The 15,565-nt window shown below is 68.7% G+C and carries 14 protein-coding genes; 8 read left to right on the forward strand and 6 right to left on the reverse strand.

Going from position 1 to position 15,565, the window contains the following annotated elements; translation table 11 throughout:
• Positions 1-78: 78 nt before the first annotated feature.
• Positions 79-471 (forward strand): CoA-binding protein, encoded by a 393-nt coding sequence (locus ACSHWB_RS27800; RefSeq protein ID WP_439656231.1) that lies wholly within the window; start codon positions 79-81, stop codon positions 469-471.
• Between the two features lie 78 nt (positions 472-549).
• On the forward strand, positions 550-1,443 hold the full coding sequence (locus ACSHWB_RS27805; protein WP_439656232.1) for a ParB N-terminal domain-containing protein: 894 nt from the start codon (positions 550-552) through the stop codon (positions 1,441-1,443).
• A gap of 77 nt (positions 1,444-1,520) precedes the next feature.
• Here ACSHWB_RS27805 and ACSHWB_RS27810 read toward each other — a convergent pair whose 3' ends face one another.
• On the reverse strand, positions 1,521-2,660 hold the full coding sequence (locus tag ACSHWB_RS27810) for a helix-turn-helix domain-containing protein (RefSeq protein ID WP_439656233.1): 1,140 nt from the start codon (positions 2,658-2,660) through the stop codon (positions 1,521-1,523).
• An 86-nt stretch (positions 2,661-2,746) separates the two neighbouring features.
• Between ACSHWB_RS27810 and ACSHWB_RS27815 the strand changes: the two genes are divergently transcribed.
• Positions 2,747-3,328, forward strand: coding sequence for an NUDIX domain-containing protein (locus ACSHWB_RS27815; RefSeq protein ID WP_439656234.1), 582 nt, complete (start codon positions 2,747-2,749; stop codon positions 3,326-3,328).
• Between the two features lie 326 nt (positions 3,329-3,654).
• Here ACSHWB_RS27815 and ACSHWB_RS27820 read toward each other — a convergent pair whose 3' ends face one another.
• Positions 3,655-4,614, reverse strand: a complete 960-nt coding sequence (locus ACSHWB_RS27820) for a hypothetical protein (RefSeq protein WP_439656235.1) — start codon at positions 4,612-4,614, stop codon at positions 3,655-3,657.
• A gap of 238 nt (positions 4,615-4,852) precedes the next feature.
• On the opposite strand from ACSHWB_RS27820, the gene ACSHWB_RS27825 reads away from it, so the two are divergent.
• Positions 4,853-6,676, forward strand: a complete 1,824-nt coding sequence (locus ACSHWB_RS27825; RefSeq protein WP_439656236.1) for a S8 family serine peptidase — start codon at positions 4,853-4,855, stop codon at positions 6,674-6,676.
• On the opposite strand, the gene ACSHWB_RS27830 is transcribed toward ACSHWB_RS27825, so the two are convergent.
• Positions 6,677-7,297, reverse strand: coding sequence for an L-threonylcarbamoyladenylate synthase (locus ACSHWB_RS27830; RefSeq protein ID WP_439656237.1), 621 nt, complete (start codon positions 7,295-7,297; stop codon positions 6,677-6,679).
• 100 nt (positions 7,298-7,397) lie between these two features.
• On the opposite strand from ACSHWB_RS27830, the gene ACSHWB_RS27835 reads away from it, so the two are divergent.
• From ACSHWB_RS27835 to ACSHWB_RS27845, 3 genes are all read left to right on the forward strand, one after another.
• Positions 7,398-9,044 (forward strand): glutamate--tRNA ligase, encoded by a 1,647-nt coding sequence (locus ACSHWB_RS27835; RefSeq protein ID WP_439656238.1) that lies wholly within the window; start codon positions 7,398-7,400, stop codon positions 9,042-9,044.
• A gap of 96 nt (positions 9,045-9,140) precedes the next feature.
• Complete coding sequence (locus ACSHWB_RS27840; protein ID WP_439656239.1) at positions 9,141-9,710, forward strand: hypothetical protein; 570 nt, start codon at positions 9,141-9,143, stop codon at positions 9,708-9,710.
• A gap of 107 nt (positions 9,711-9,817) precedes the next feature.
• Positions 9,818-12,427 (forward strand): glycoside hydrolase family 3 protein, encoded by a 2,610-nt coding sequence (locus tag ACSHWB_RS27845; RefSeq protein WP_439656240.1) that lies wholly within the window; start codon positions 9,818-9,820, stop codon positions 12,425-12,427.
• 27 nt (positions 12,428-12,454) lie between these two features.
• Here ACSHWB_RS27845 and ACSHWB_RS27850 read toward each other — a convergent pair whose 3' ends face one another.
• Positions 12,455-13,012, reverse strand: coding sequence for a TetR/AcrR family transcriptional regulator (locus ACSHWB_RS27850; RefSeq protein WP_439656241.1), 558 nt, complete (start codon positions 13,010-13,012; stop codon positions 12,455-12,457).
• A 92-nt stretch (positions 13,013-13,104) separates the two neighbouring features.
• Here ACSHWB_RS27850 and ACSHWB_RS27855 point away from each other — a divergent pair, with 92 nt between their 5' ends.
• Positions 13,105-13,884, forward strand: coding sequence for an alpha/beta hydrolase (locus tag ACSHWB_RS27855; protein ID WP_439656242.1), 780 nt, complete (start codon positions 13,105-13,107; stop codon positions 13,882-13,884).
• A gap of 12 nt (positions 13,885-13,896) precedes the next feature.
• Here the strand turns inward: ACSHWB_RS27855 and ACSHWB_RS27860 are convergent, their stop codons facing one another.
• A complete protein-coding gene (locus ACSHWB_RS27860) occupies positions 13,897-14,496 on the reverse strand; it encodes a YigZ family protein (protein ID WP_439656243.1) in 600 nt (199 codons plus the stop codon).
• Positions 14,493-15,560, reverse strand: coding sequence for an ATP-dependent DNA ligase (locus ACSHWB_RS27865; RefSeq protein ID WP_439656244.1), 1,068 nt, complete (start codon positions 15,558-15,560; stop codon positions 14,493-14,495). The genes ACSHWB_RS27860 and ACSHWB_RS27865 overlap by 4 nt, the downstream gene beginning before the upstream one ends.
• Positions 15,561-15,565 lie beyond the last annotated feature (5 nt).

Here is a 15,565-nt window from a genome sequence, read left to right on the forward strand (position 1 = left end):
AGGCGTCGATCGGGGACCCGTGCGTTTCGACCGGCTTGCGGGAATTGTGACCGGGGTCACAAGGTTAGTGTTGAAGGCATGCGTGAAGACGTCGACTGGATCCTCGAGAACTGCCAGGTCTGGGCCATCGTCGGGCTCTCGGACAACCCCTCCCGCGCGGCCCACGGCGTGGCGCGGTTCCTGCAGCAACGCGGCAAGAAGATCGTGCCGGTGCACCCTTCGGCCGAGACCGTGCACGGTGAGCAGGGGTACGCGGCGCTGGCGGACATCCCGTTCGCGGTCGACGTCGTGGACGTGTTCCGCCGTTCGGAGGACGCCGGCCAGTTCGTCGACGAGGCCGTGGAGATCGGCGCGAAAGCCGTGTGGTTCCAGCTAGGAGTGGTGGACGACGAGGCGTACGCGCGCGCCCGTGACGCCGGGCTGCACATGGTGATGGATGTCTGCCCCGCGATTGAGTGGCGCTCCCGTTGAACAAGTAGCTAACCTGCTCTGGTCGTCCGGACACCTGGGGGTTCCGGAGACGACTCAGCCTGGGGGGCTTGGTTTCGCATGCTCGTAGACATCACAGCGCTGCGTTCCGCCGACTCGCCGCGGCTTCGCGGCTGCAGCGACGAGTTCATCCGTTCACTGGCGTCTTCCGGCGCCCATCTGTCACCGATCGTGGTGCACCGGCCGACGATGAAGGTCGTCGACGGCACCCATCGGCTGAAAGCCGCCGTGCTGCGCGGCTGCCGGTCCGTCGAGGTCGAGTACGTCGACGGACCCGCCGAGGACCTGTTCGGCATGTCGGTGTCCCTGAACCTCTCGACCCTGTCCACCGCCGACCGCGAGGCCGCGGCCAGGCGGCTGCTGCGCTCGCACCCGCAGCGCTCGGACCGGGCCATCGCCGCCTCCACCGGCCTGGCGGCCAAGTCCGTCGGCGTGCTGCGGCGCGCCGTGGGCGGACAGGCCCCGGTGCGGGTGGGCCGCGACGGCAAGCTCCGGCCGGTCAACTCCGCCGCCGGGCGCAGGCTCGCCGGGCGGATGGTGGTGGAACGGCCCGACGCGTCGTTGCGCGACATCGCCCGGGCCGCCGGGGTGTCGCCGGGGACCGTCCGGGACGTGCGCCGGCGGCTGGGTGCCGGGCTGGACCCGGTGCCGGAGCGGATGCGGGCCGCTGAACGGGCCGAGTCGGTGCTGCCGGCCGGGCGCGCCGACGTCCGCGATCCCGACGCCACGCTGCCGATCCTGCGGCGCGATCCCTCGCTGCGGTTCAACGAGCACGGCCGGTTGGTGCTGCGGTGGCTGGAGGCGCACGCGGTGTCGTCCGGGGAGTGGGCCACCGTCGTGTCCGGGGTGCCTTCGCACTGCCGGGAACTGGTGGCGGACATGGCCCGCGGGGTCGCGGAGGCCTGGGTGGAGATGGCGGAGGCGTTGGAGCGGGAGGACCGGGCCGCGGTGTGAGGTTCCGGATGCGGTCTTGATCGTCTCGGCCGACGGAGCAAGGCGATCGAGACCGAAGGGCTCACGCTGTTCCGGACCTAGGCGAAGAGGATGTCGCCGATCTCGCCCGCCACCTCGCGCCCGGACGCGGGCCTCAAGCGGGACAACAACTTGCTGAACGCCGTCAGGTCGATGTGGACGGTCGCGGACTGCACCTGCCGGATGTCGTCGAGCAGGTCGGCGACCAGTTCGCAGGCGTGGTCGACGTCGCCTGCCTCGGCGTGCGCCAGGGCTCTGCGCAGGCCGAAGCGGGTGCGGGCGCGCAGGGCGGTGGGGGAGATCAGCGGCATCTGGGTGTCGAGGATGGCGGCGGCCTCGGCGTGGCGGCCGAGGTCGTGGTACGTCCAGGCACGTGCGATGGCCACCTGGTCGATGAGACTCGTTGTGCCGTAACGGGAGTCGCTCAGCACTCGTTGGAGCTCGGCGGCGCGTTCCAGGGCGGCGTGGCAGCGGTCGGCGGCTCCGGCGAGGGCGTAGCCCTGGGCCTCGCGCAGGGCGGCCGCCGCCTGCACCGCGGTCGAACGGGACCTGCCTGCCTCACGCGCGTAGCTGACGGTGGCGCGGGCATCGCCGCGGTACAGCGCGAACTCGGAGATGCGGACGTGTGCCCAGGACGCCAGCTCCGAGTCGCCGCCCTTCGCCGCGTACTGCACGGCGCGCCGGGTGAACTCGGCGGCCGAGGCGTCGTCGCCGCGTTCCTGTTCCATCCAGCCCGCGTACTCCGCGTACCGGGCGGCCAGGAGCCAGAGTCCGCGCCCCAGGTCGGGGTCGTCGGCCGACCGGGCCATCGAGCTCAGCGCCTCCACCTGGGGGCGCAGGCTCGGCAGCACCACCTCGGGGCTCAGGCGGTGGCCCAGCGCGCGGTGGTGGTCGAACATCGAGTCGAAGGTGAGGAGAGTGGTGTGGTCGCTGGGGATCGGGCGCGCGGGAGCGTCCGCTAGTTCGATCAGGTGACCGTCAGCCTGAAGGACGTTGTCGAAGAGCCTCGCCATTTCGGGGTTCGGGTGAACCTGGCCGTTCTCGATCTTGCTGAGGTGTCCCTTGCTGTACGGTACGAGGCCGGTCATCTGACTGAGTGAGAGCCCGCGCTCGTTGCGCAGGCGGCGAACCTCCTGGGCGAACGTGGGCGACAACGCCTTCACCCCCCTCCCCCCGGAAGTGTGTACGTCGTCAAACACCCGAAAGCGGAATGTCCATTAATTGGCCTGTGATTGACGATCAACTGGGGCTAACTGGAGCGGTCGGCGATGGTTCCATGTGAGTCATGGTGATGACGCGGTCCGACGAGGCGGCTGGTGTGGTGATGGTCTGGCAGCGCTTGGCGACCAACGTGGTCCACCGGTCGCAGTGGTTCGAGGTGCACTCCGACAGCGTCGTCAGACCCGACGGGGGTCGCGGCACCTACACGCACGTCGTGGCGCCCGGATCGGTCACGGTCCTCGCGATCCAGGACGACGACGAGGTCGTGCTGACCCGGCAGTGGATCTACACGCACGGCGGCACCGAGTGGCGGCTGCCCGGCGGCGCCGTCGACGACGCGGACGCCGATCCGCTGGCCGCGGCACGTCGTGAGCTCGCGGAGGAGACGGGGCTGCGCGCGGCGAAGTGGGAGCGGCTGGGCCAGATCCACGGCGCCGACAGCCTCAGCAACCACGTCGACCACATCTTCCTGGCCACCGACCTCACCCAGGGCGAGCCGGCGCTGGAGCCCGGTGAGGCCGACCTGCGCGTGCGGACCATGCCGTTCTGCCACGCGCTCGACCTCGTCCGCCAGGGCATGCTCCCGCACGCCGGCAGTTCGCACGCGCTGCTCGTGATGGCGCTGCGCCGCACGACCCAGAAATAATGCCCAGAGGGTTTCCTCATTTAGCGTGAAACAGGAAACCCGTTCTCATTCGACTGGCGAAAAGCCACTCTTGGTGCATCGGCGAGAACATCAGCCCGAAAGCCAGTCAGAATGAGAAGGTGAATTCTTCGATGAGAATGATCTGCTCACTCGCCACCGTTGTGAAGGTTGCCGCGATCTGCCTTTTCGTGGGATTCATGGCCGGCACTGTCTTCATCGCGACGGTGATCTGACTCCGCTTCGGACTGCGGTTCTCCCTGGCCATCAAAGGGAGGTGTCAGCCGTGGAACCGCACTTCTGCATCGAGATGATCTGAACGTCTCCGGCTACCCGCGTGGCGTCCACTGCACGCCGTAGCCGCGGCCCTGACGAGGGTGTGGGAACTGCACGTCGATCTCACCGATCTCGTCCAGCGGCAGCGTCTGCGGCCAAGGCGTCAGGTCATCGGTGTCGCGCGCGAGGGCTTCCTCGACGCGCCACACCGAGTCCGGCAGGTCGTCCCGGTCGAACCGCACCCGCAACCGGAACGACTCGCACATCCGCTCCGGCCAGAACACGTAGGTCGGACGCATCGACTGTCCTCGCGGCACGCGCACTTCCAGTGCAAACTGGTGCGTTTGTCCCGCGTTGAGGGGTCGGGGCAACCGCAGCTTCATCAGGAAGCGCCGCGGTGAAGGACGTTCGTGGCCGATGAGCTCGACCCCGTGCAACACCTCCACGTCCAGGTCACCTGGAGCACCGTCGGACGTGGGGGAGGGGATCGTGATCGACCAGGCGATCTCGTTGACACCGTCGGTGTCGGCCACCACGGTCCGGCGTTCCGTGCACGCGGGCGTCGGACCGTCCAGCTTCAGCAGCGCGTCGAACTCCTTGACGTGCCACAGTTCCGACGGCGCCACGTGCGCCGTCGACGGGGCCGGCTGCAGTGCCACTTCCACCAGGCGCTGCAGTCCGGCGTCCATCCTCCTGCGCACCGTGCGCGCACCGCGGTCCTGTTGCTTCGCGAGCCACTCGATGCGTTCGTTGAGAAACCGGAACTGCGCGTCGTCGTGCAGTCCCAGCGGCGCCAGAACGGCGTTGCGGACCTCGACCGGGAAACCGCGCGTCGCGTTCGCGACCCAGTCCCGCAGTTTCGTTCGCACCGCTTCCGCGCCGTCCGTCTCGACGATGCCGCAGGCCTGGCGCAGCGCCGGTCCGACGTGCAAGTCGATACCGGGAGTCTGCACACCGCGCCCACGGCACAAGGTGCGCAGTTCTTCCATCAGCTGCTCAGGTGAGACAGGCATCCGTCCTCCGCGCGGAAATGCTTTGCCGGGCATGTCGGGCTTACCTGATCGGACGTTACTCCGGATGCACCATCCGGGTGAACGGGAATCGGCGGGCGAACGGATTCTTCTACACCGTCCCGCGAGATGATCACCGCCGAACGACTGATGTCCTGACCTGGTGATCACCGGTAACGTGCTGGTCACGGGCGGTGACTCCCTCCGGCCACCGCCATCCCTGCCGATGGAGGTTGTATTCGTGCTGCGCACAATAGTGTCGGTCGTTTCCGCGTTCGCCCTGATCAGCGGCGTTCCTGCCGTCGCCGCCCCGGCTGAGAGCGCTTACCTGCTGCAGTTCCGCGCCACCCTGAACGACGCCCAGCGCCACCAGCTCCAGGGCCTCGGCGTGCGGCTCGGCGCGTTCGTCCAGGACGGCACCTACCTCGCCCGCATGACGGACACCGCGCGCGTCACCCGGCTGAGCTACGTGAGCGGGGTGCGCCCCTTCCAGGCCCAGCCGCAGATCATGGCGCTGGGCGGCTCGTCCGACTACCTGATCACGTTGGTGGAGCAGGACGAGCGCGACCAGAAGGCCGTCGCCGCCAAGGTGAGGTCCTTGGGCGGCAAGGTGAACGTCATCTCCGCCAGCCGTGAGCACATCATGGCCACCCTGGACGCGGGACAGGTCGCGCAGCTCGCGAAGCTGCCCGCCGTGATCGCGATCGACCCGGCGTCCGCGCCGGAGACGGACATGGCGATCTCCCGTGAGTCCTCCGGTGCCAACTACGTCGAGAGCGTCGGCGGCTACAAGGGCCAGGGCGTGCGGGGCGAGGTGATGGACGGCGGGTTCCGGCTGACGCACCAGGAGTTCCGAACCCGGCCGCCGTTGCAGCACACCGCCAACACGACGAACACCTCGCACGGCACCTCGACGTACGGGCAGATCTTCGCGTCCGGCGTCTCGTCCGCGCACCGCGGCCTGCTGCCCGAGGGACAGGGCATCACGGCCGTCTACAACACCGGCGACCGCTACGCCCACACCAAGCAGCTCGTCGACCCGGCCGGCCAGTACAAGGCCGTGTTCCAGTCGAACAGCTGGGGTGACTCGCTCACCACGGCGTACAACTCGATCTCGCAGCAGATGGACCGGATCGTGTTCGACACGGACCTGCTGATCTGCCAGTCGCAGAGCAACGCGGGCACCAGAAGCTCCCGTCCGCAGGCGTGGTCGAAGAACGTGCTGTCCGTCGGCGGCCACTACCACTTCAACACCGCCTCGCGCGCCGACGACAAGTGGAACGGCGGGGCGTCGATCGGCCCCGCCGCCGACGGCCGCATCAAGCCGGAGATCTCCAACTTCTACGACCGCATCGACACCACCACGTCCACCAGCGACACCGCGTACACGACGTCGTTCGGCGGCACGTCCGGCGCCACGCCGATCACCTGCGGCAACGCCGGTCTGCTGTTCCAGATGTGGGCCGACGGCGTGTTCGACGGCGCCCCCGGCAAGGCCCGCGACGTGTTCGCGTCCCGCCCGCACGCCGCGACGGCCAAGGCGCTGCTCATCAACACCGCCGACCAGCACGCGTTCTCCGGCACCACGCACGACCAGACCCGCACGCACCAGGGCTGGGGCACCGCGTCGGTCCGCAACCTCTACGACCGCGCGAAGGCGGGCGGCTGGAAGCTGCCGGTGCTCGTGAACGAGACCGACCTGCTGGCCACCGGTCAGTCGCGCAAGTACACCGTGGCGTCCGACGGTCAGACGCCGTTGCGCGCGACGCTCGCCTACACCGACCCGGCCGGTTCGCCGACCGCGGCCAAGGCGACCGTCAACGACCTGACGCTGAAGGTCACCGCCCCCGACGGCACCGTCTACTGGGGCAACAACGGCCTGCTGGCCGGCAACTGGTCCACGGCGGGCGGCGTCGCGAACACCGTCGACACCGTGGAGAACGTCCTCCTCCAGACGCCCGCCGCGGGCAACTGGACCGTCGAGGTGATCGCGACCTCGGTCAACGTGGACGGTCACGTCGAGACGGCCGCGACCGACGCCGACTACGCGCTGGTCGTGTCCTAGTTATTCGAACCGGGTCGGGTCGCCCGCGCCGTAGCGGATGATCTCGGCCTCGCCGCTCGAGAAGTCCACCACCGTGGTGGGCGTGGTGCCGCACTCCCCGGAGTCGATCACCGCGTCCACCACGTGGTCGAGCCGGTCCTTGATCTCCCAGCCCTGCACGAGAGGCTCGCTCTCGTCCGGCAGGAGCAGGGTGCTGGTGAGCAGCGGCTCGCCCATGGCCTGGAGCAGCGCCTGCGTCACGACGTGGTCCGGGATGCGCGCGCCCACCGTCTTCTTCTTCGCGTGCATCATGCGGCGCGGCACCTCCTTCGTCGCGGGCAGGATGAACGTGTAGTTGCCCGGCGTTGAGGCCTTGATCGCGCGGAACACCGCGTTGTCGACCACCACGAACTGGCCGAGCTGGGCGAAGTTCTCGCACATCAGCGTGAAGTGGTGCTTGTCGTCGAGCTTGCGGATCTCCCGGATGCGGTCGATGCCGTCCTTGTTGCCCAGGCGGCAGCCGAGCGCGTAGCAGGAGTCGGTGGGGTACGCGATCAGGCCGTCCTCCTGCAGGATCCGCACGGCCTGGTCGATGGCGCGCTTCTGCGGGTTGACCGGGTGGACGTCGAGGTACTTGGCCATGGCCGGTGAGCTTAGGCGGATGATCCGGGGCCCGGCATTTCGGCTCGCGCGCGTTGATAACCTGGGCGTACTTCTTTCCCTGGTTTGGAGACCCCTAGCGATGCTCGACCGTGCCGTCGTCGACGCCCTGTTCCCCTCGGACCTGCCGGAGCCGTCCCACTGGGAGGAGCAGTACCCGCCCCGCGGGCTGGCCGAAGGCGCCAAGGTCACCCGTCTGGGGCCGTCGCCGACCGGGTTCCTGCACATCGGCGGCCTGTACGTCGGCATGATCGACCGCGACCTCGCGTCCCACTCCGGTGGCTCGTACATCGTGCGCGTCGAGGACACCGACCAGGCGCGTGAGGTGCCCGGCGCCGTCGAGCAGTTCAACAAGGCGTTCAAGTACTTCGGCATCGAGCCCGACGAGGCCGACTCGGTCGGCGCCTACGGCCCGTACCACCAGTCGCAGCGCGAGCAGGTCTACCTGACGTACGTGCGTGAGCTGGTGCGCTCCGGTGACGCGTACCTGTGCTTCGCGACGAAGGAAGAGCTCGCGGACATCACCGCGCGGCAGCAGGCCACGAAGCTGCCGACCGGCTACTACGGCCGCTGGGCGATCTGGCGCGACAAGACCGCCGAGGACGTGCAGGCCGCGCTGGACGAGGGCCGCCCGTACGTCGTGCGCTTCCGCTCACCGGGCAAGGCGGGGGAGCGGACGTCGTTCGTCGACGCGATCCGGGGTCCGCTGGAGCACGACGCCAACCGCAACGACGTGGTGATCCTCAAGGCGTCGGACCAGTCGCCGCGCCTGCCCACGTACCACTTCGCGCACGCCGTCGACGACCACCTGATGCGCGTGAACCTGGTGATCCGCGGCGAGGAGTGGATCTCCTCGGTGCCGACGCACCTGCAGCTGTTCGACGCCCTGGGCTTCGAGCGCGTCGAGTACGCCCACATCGCGCCGCTGATGAAGCAGCAGGGCGGCTCCCGGCGCAAGCTCTCGAAGCGCAAGGACCCCGAGGCGTCCGTCGAGTTCTTCATCGAGGCGGGCTTCCCGGCGCCGGCCGTCCAGTACTACATGCGCGGCCTGGTCAACGCCCGCCTGGCCGAGCTGCCGCTCGCCGAGGCCCTGGAGGCGCCGATCTCGCTCGCCGAGTGCGGCGTCGCGGGCCCGCTGGTCGACCTGGTGAAGCTCGACGACATCTGCGCCGACTACGTGGCGACGCTGTCCGGCGAGGAGATCATCTCGCTGGTGTCGGAGTGGGCTGCCACCCACGACCCGGAGCTGGTGGAGGTGCTGGCCTCGGAGCGCGACGCTGCGCTGGCGGCACTGCAGGTCGAGCGCGGCCCGGAGGTCGCGAACCCGCGCAAGGACCTGCGCAAGTGGTCGGACTTCCGCACCGCCTACGGGTTCTTCTTCCCGTCGCTGTTCCCGCTCGTGTCCGACCGGAGCGACGAGCGTCTTGGTGGGCTGTCGCCGGAGCTGATCTCCGCGTTCGCCGCGGACTTCGCGGACGGCTACGCGGACCTGGAGGACGGCCAGGAGTGGTTCGGGCAGATCCGCGAGCTCGCCGCGAAGCACGGGTTCGCGCCGAACCCCAAGGAGCTCAAGAAGAACCCGGACGCGTACCCCGGCTCGATCCGTGAGGCCGCGCAGCTGATCCGGGTGGCGTTGACGGGGTCGAAGGCCAGTCCCGATCTGCACGCGGTCGCCCGCACGCTGGGGGCGGACGAGGTGCTGCGGCGGGTGCGCGCGCTCGCCGGCTGACACACGCCTGTGATGGCCCCCGGTTCCGCTTGGAGCCGGGGGCCGTTCGCTTTTATTGGGCGGCGACTTGCCAGGGCTTCCGCACATACTGCCGGTGTGGACGAGGAGGCCTGGAGGGCCGACAGGGTGCGGGAGTTCGCGTCGCTGAGAGGCGCGCACGTCGAGTCGTGGATCGGCGTGGAGTTCGCGCTGCGCGAGGACGTGCCGGACGCCGGTCCGCACGTGTTCCACGACCCCGCGGTGCCGTGCCTGCAGCTGTGGGGGCTGCTGGCCGTGCTCGAAGGCGGGCGGTTCGGCGTCGGCACCTACGAGCACTACGACCACTGCGGCCTGTGGCGGCCGCAATGGGAGGAGTTCGAGGCACGCGTCCAAGACCCGCAGTGGTGGCGCGAGCCCGGACACGGCACTCGCTGGCGGGTGCTGAGCGAGCTTCCGGCCGGGCCGGTCGACGAGGTCACGGTCTACGGCGACGAGGGTGTGGTGGCCGAGGTGTCCTTGATGGTCGGTGGACGGCCCTTGTTGCTCATCGCAGGGGAGTTGTACGAGACGTGGACGGACGACCTCGAGTTCCATCGGCTTGATGAATCGGTGCTGGCCTTCACCGATCCCGGGGCGGCCGACCGGGTCGCCTGGACCACGCCCCGGCAGGACCTCCGCGTCCTCTGAACGAACTCCCGGCCCGGTATGGGAACTTCGTCCTGAGAGTTTCCGGAACAAAGTCGTGAGAGCGTTCCCATTGACGTGGACGTAACACGCCGTTGAGGATCGGCGGCATGCATTGGAGAAGCACTCTCGCCGCAGTGCTGGGGCTGACGCTCGCCGCCGGCACAACCTCGGCGGCCGTGGCGCAGGACGCTCAGCACTGGCCGAAGCCGCCTCAGCAGACGGTCATCGGTCAGCCGAAGACGGAGCACGGCTGTGCTCGCATCGAGAGGTCGTTGCCCGAGCTCAAGGGCTGGCCGAAGGTCGAGAGCCAGCTCGATGGCGCCCGCTTGGACGAGGCGCGCATCAAGGCGATCCTCAAGGACATGACGCTGGCCGAGAAGGTCGGCCAGATGACGCAGCCCGAGATCGCCGCGATCACCGCGGAGGACGTCAAGACCTACGGGTTCGGCTCCGTCCTCAACGGTGGTGGCAGCTGGCCCGGCGCGAAGAAGAACGCGACGCCGCAGGAGTGGCTGGCGCTCGCCGACGCGTTCTTCGAGGCGTCGAAGCAGTCGCGCACCAAGATCCCCGTCATCTGGGGCATCGACGCGGTGCACGGCAACAACAACGTCTACGGTGCGACGGTCTTCCCGCACAACATCGGTCTCGGCGCCACGCAGGACCCGTGCCTCATCCGCGACATCAACGCGGCCACGGCCGAGCAGATCCGCGCCACCGGCCAGGACTGGGCGTTCTCGCCGACGCTCGCCGTCGTGCAGGACGACCGCTGGGGCCGTACGTACGAGGGCTTCTCCGAGGACCCGCGCATCACGCGCGCCTACGGCTACGAGGCCGTCCGCGGTCTGCAGGACAACGCGAAGAAGCGCATCAGCTCCGACGGCGTCATCGCCACCGCGAAGCACTTCCTCGGTGACGGCGGCACGACCGGCGGCAAGGACCAGGGCGTCAACGCCTTCTCCGAGAAGGACATGATCAACCTGCACGGCCAGGGCTACTACGGTGCCCTCGCCGCCGGCGCGCAGTCGGTGATGATCTCGTTCAACAGCTGGACGAACGACGTCATCAACGAGGGCAAGGTGCACGGTTCCAAGTACGTGCAGACCGGCATCCTCAAGGAGAAGATGGGCTTCGACGGCCTGCTCGTCGGCGACTGGAACGGCCACGGCCAGGTCACCGGCTGCACGAACGGCAGCTGCCCGCAGGCGGTCAACGCCGGTCTCGACATCTTCATGGTGCCGAACGACTGGAAGGCGTTCATCACCAACACGATCGCGTCCGTCCAGAACGGCGAGATCCCGATGGCCCGCATCGACGACGCCGTCACCCGCATCCTGCGCGTCAAGCTGCGTGCCGGGATCTTCGAGGCCAAGAAGCCGTCGCTGCGTGAGCACGCCGGTGACGCGAAGGCGTTGCAGCACAAGGAACTCGCCCGCGAGGCCGTGCGCGAGTCCGCCGTGCTGCTGAAGAACGACAAGCGCGTGCTGCCGTTGTCCAAGCGCAGCAAGGTCCTCGTCGTCGGCAAGAGCGCCGACAACATCGGCAACCAGACCGGTGGCTGGACGCTGTCGTGGCAGGGCACCGGCAACACCAACGCCGACTTCCCCAACGCCACCAGCATCCTCAAGGGCATCCAGGACACCCTGGGCACCTCGAACGTCACGTTCGCCGCGACCGCCGACGGTGTGGACGCCTCGCAGTTCGACGCCGTCATCGCCGTGATCGGTGAGACGCCGTACGCGGAGGGTGTGGGCGACCTCGGCAAGCGGTCGTTCGAGGCCGCGCGCCTGCAGCCGCAGGACCTCGCCGTGCTGGACAAGGTCTCCGGCAAGGGCAAGCCGGTCATCACCGTCTACGTCGGTGGCCGCGCGCTGTACATGAACAAGGAGATCAACCGCTCCGACGCGTTCGTGGCCGCCTGGCTGCCGGGCTCCGAGGGCGGCGGCATCGCCGACCTGCTGATCAAGGGACGCCACAACGGGTTCAGCGGCAAGCTGTCCTACTCGTGGCCCGGCGAGGCCTGCCCGGCGCTGCCCGGCGAGCCCGCCAAGAAGCCGCTGTTCAAGCTCGGCTACGGCCTGCGCGACTGGGAGACCGGCCGCGTCGGCAAGCTCGACGAGACCAGCCCCGGCGCCCTGTGCTCCGGTGGTGGCGGTGGCACGGCGACCGAGGACCTCGAGATCTTCAACCGCACGGACATCGCGCCGTACCAGTCGATGATCGGTTCCGCCGAGAACTGGGGCGGCACCGTGGTCGGGCCCGACGGCCAGGCCTCGCACGCCGAGATCAACGTCGTGCAGTCCGACGTCAACGTCCAGCAGGACGCGCTCAAGACGACGTGGACCGGCACCGGCCCCGGCCAGGTTTACCTGCAGAGTCCCACGCCTTCCGACCTGCGCGGGTACGGCAACGCCAACGCGGCCATGGTGTTCGACGTGATCGTGCACCAGGCTCCTGCCAACCGCACGGTCATCAGCTCGCACTGCCAGTACCCGTGCATGGCGGAGATCGATGCCACGCAGGCGTTCCGGAACCTCCCCGTCGGGCAGAAGTCAACCGTCAAGATCCCGGTCTCCTGCTTCTCCGACAAGGGACTGGACCTGGAGCTCGTCAACACGCCGTTCCTCGTCTACACCGACGGCGCGTTCCAGGCCTCGTTCGCGAACATCCGGTGGGTGCCCAAGGCGGGTGCCGATCCGGACGCATTGCCCTGCACGTAACCGATAGCAGGTAGAACGCGGCGCGCTTCAGGCTGTCTTTTCCAGCAGGAAGCGCGCCGCTTTCTGCGCTTGGCGGGCCGGTTCGGACGACACCGTGATCGCCGTGTTCGTCATCGCGCCCTCGAACAGCAGGAAGATCGAGTCCGCCACCCACTCCGGCCGCCCGGTCGCAGCCACCATCGCCGCGATCGCTCCCCGCACGCCGGTCTTCTGGTGACGCACGGCCGCCGTCACGCGCTCCGAGGACGGCCCCAGCTCCGCGTAGGAGTTGATGAACGCGCAGCCGCGGAAGTCCGTCGTCCCGGACGAGTCCGCCATCCAGTCGAAGACCGCGAGGATCTGGTCCTCGGGCGTCGACGCGCGCAGCACGTACTTCATGGTCTCGGCGGTGATGGCCTCCTCCCGCCGGCGCAGCACCTCCTCGACCAGCGACTCCTTGCCGTCGAAGAGGCTGTAGAGCTTCTTCAGCGAGACGCCCGCCTCCGTGCGCAGCTCGTCCATGCCGACCGCGTGCGCGCTCTTCGCGTAGAACAGCCGGTCGGCAGCCTCCAGAACCCTCTCTCGGGTCTCTGTGTCCGTGGTCACCCTGTTTACCCCTTGCTGTGGAGAACGCTCGTTCTCTACTGTAGCAAACACAACCGGAGAACGAGCGTTCTCCACCACTGAGGGAGACGGAAATGTCGAAGATCGTGCTGGTTCACGGACTGTGGCTCACCTCCGCCAGCTGGCAGAACGTCGCCGAGAGGTTCGAGGCGGCCGGCCACGAGGTGCTCACCCCGACCTGGCCCGGCTACGGCGAGGTCGCCGAGATGCGGGCACACCCGGAGGTCGCGAACGGCCTGGGCGTCGTCGAGATCACCGACCACCTCGAGAAGTTCATCCGCGAGCACCACGCGGAGGACGCGATCATCATGGGCCACTCGTTCGGCGGCCTGATCACGCAGAAGCTGCTGGACAGGGGCCTGGGCAAGGCCGGTGTCGCCATCCACTCCGCGCCCGCCAAGGGCACGCTCGGCCTGCCGTTCTCGGCGCTCAAGGCCGCGTTCCCGGTGCTCAAGAACCCGGCGAACGTCAAGCGCAACGTCGAGCTGTCGCCGGAGGAGTGGCACTTCGCCTTCACGAACACCCTGCCGAAGGACGAGGCCGAGGCCCTGCGGCAGAAGTGGGCCATCACCGCGCCCGGACGCCCGCTGTGGCAGGCCGCGACCGCGAACTTCACCACCCACAACGCGACCAAGGTCGACCTGAAGAACCCGAACCGCGCGCCGCTGCTGTTCATCGCGAGTGAGGGCGACAACGTCGTGCCCGCGTCGATGAACCGCGAGAACGCCCGCCGCTACTCCGGCCCCGCGATCACCGAGATCAAGGAGTTCCCGAACCGCCCGCACTTCGTCATGGGCACGCCGGGCTGGGAAGAGGTCGCCGACTACGCCCTGAACTGGGCGGACAAGTTCTGATCTGGGCAAGTTCTAACTGTCGAGGTCCACCGGCTCGCCCCTGATCGCGGTCACGGAACCGCCGGTCTGAGCGGCGAGCCAGACCTCGAACGCCTCCGGGTCCTTCGTGAGAACGGTGAAGGTGACGTCATGACCGTATTCGGTGTCCGCGACGTGGTACCCGGCCGCGCGCAACCCGTTCTCCAGCTTCCCCGCCTGATCGTGGTCCACGGCCAGAAGCACGCTCTCGTGCCGTTCGCGGGTGAGGGTGCCCAACGAGTCGATGGCCTCGGACACGGCCCGTCCGTACGCACGGACCAGGCCACCGGCACCGAGCTTGATCCCGCCGTAGTAGCGGGTGACGACGACGGCGGTGTCCACGAGATCCCGGCGCGTCAGCACCTCCAGCATCGGAACGCCGGCCGTACCAGCGGGTTCGCCGTCATCGGACGACCGCTGGGTGTCGACAGTGCGAAACGCCGTGCAGTTGTGCGAGGCCTGCCAGTGCTCCTTGCGCACACGAGCGAAGAACTCGGAAGCCGCGGCATCGGAGGTGACGCGGGCGACGTGGCACAGGAACCTCGATCGCTGGATCTCGATCTCGTGCGTGCCGTCCCGCTTGATCACCTTCACGGTTCGATTGTCCGCCTGCGTTGTTCGGCCTCACCGAACAGGGCGTCCAGCTCGGCGGGCGCCACCTCTTCGAGCTGCTCGTACGTGCACTCCAGCGGCGTCTTGTCCTCGCGGAACCGCACCAGCCGCGCGGTGTGCCGGAACCGTCCACCCTGGACGTGCTCGTACCGCACCTCGGCCACCCGGCTCGGGTCGAGCAGCACGATCTGAAGCTGCTTCTCGGGGTTCCACCGGCTGTTCATGCCGGGACCCTCGTACGTCGCCCACGCGCTCCACGGATGCTCGGCGGGGTGGAGCAACGGTTTGAGCTCCTCGACCAGCTCCCGCCGCCGCGCCGCGGTGAAGCTGCTGGCCACGCCGACGTTGTGCAGCTCGCCGTCCTGGTAGAGCCCGAGCACCAGCGACCCGACCGTCTCGCCGTCCTTGTGCCACCGGTAGCCCGCGACCACGCAGTCGGCCGTCCGCTCGTGCTTGACCTTGAACATCACACGCTTGTCCGGCTCGTAGACGCCGTCCAGGGCCTTCACCATCACCCCGTCGAACCCCGCGCCCTCGAACCGGGTGAACCAGTCCTGGGCCACGTCCGGGTCCGTTGTGGACGGTGTCAGGTAGACGCCGGGGACCTCGGTGACGATCTCCTCCAGCATCGCGCGCCGCGCGGCCAGCGACAGTCCGGTGACATCGGAGTCCCCGCAGGCCAGCAGGTCGAACGCCACGAAGCTCGCCGGCGTCTCCACCGACAGCTTGCGCACCCGCGAGGCAGCGGGGTGCAGCCGCAGCTGGAGCGTGTCGAAGCTCAGGCCGTCGGGCGTGACCAGCACGATCTCGCCGTCCACCACGCACCGCGGCGGCAGCGCCTCCCGCAGCAGCTCGACGACCTCGGGGAAGTACCGGGTGAGCGGCTTGTCGTTGCGCGAGCCCAGCTCGACCTCGTCGCCGTCGCGGAACACGATGCAGCGGAAGCCGTCCCACTTCGGCTCGTACGCGAGTCCGTCCCCGCGTGGCAGTGCCGGGACGGACTTCGCGAGCATCGGTTTCACCGGCGGCATCACGGGCAGGTCCACACCGG

It is taken from the genome of Lentzea sp. HUAS TT2 (genome assembly GCF_051853195.1).
Classification (GTDB): domain Bacteria; phylum Actinomycetota; class Actinomycetes; order Mycobacteriales; family Pseudonocardiaceae; genus Lentzea.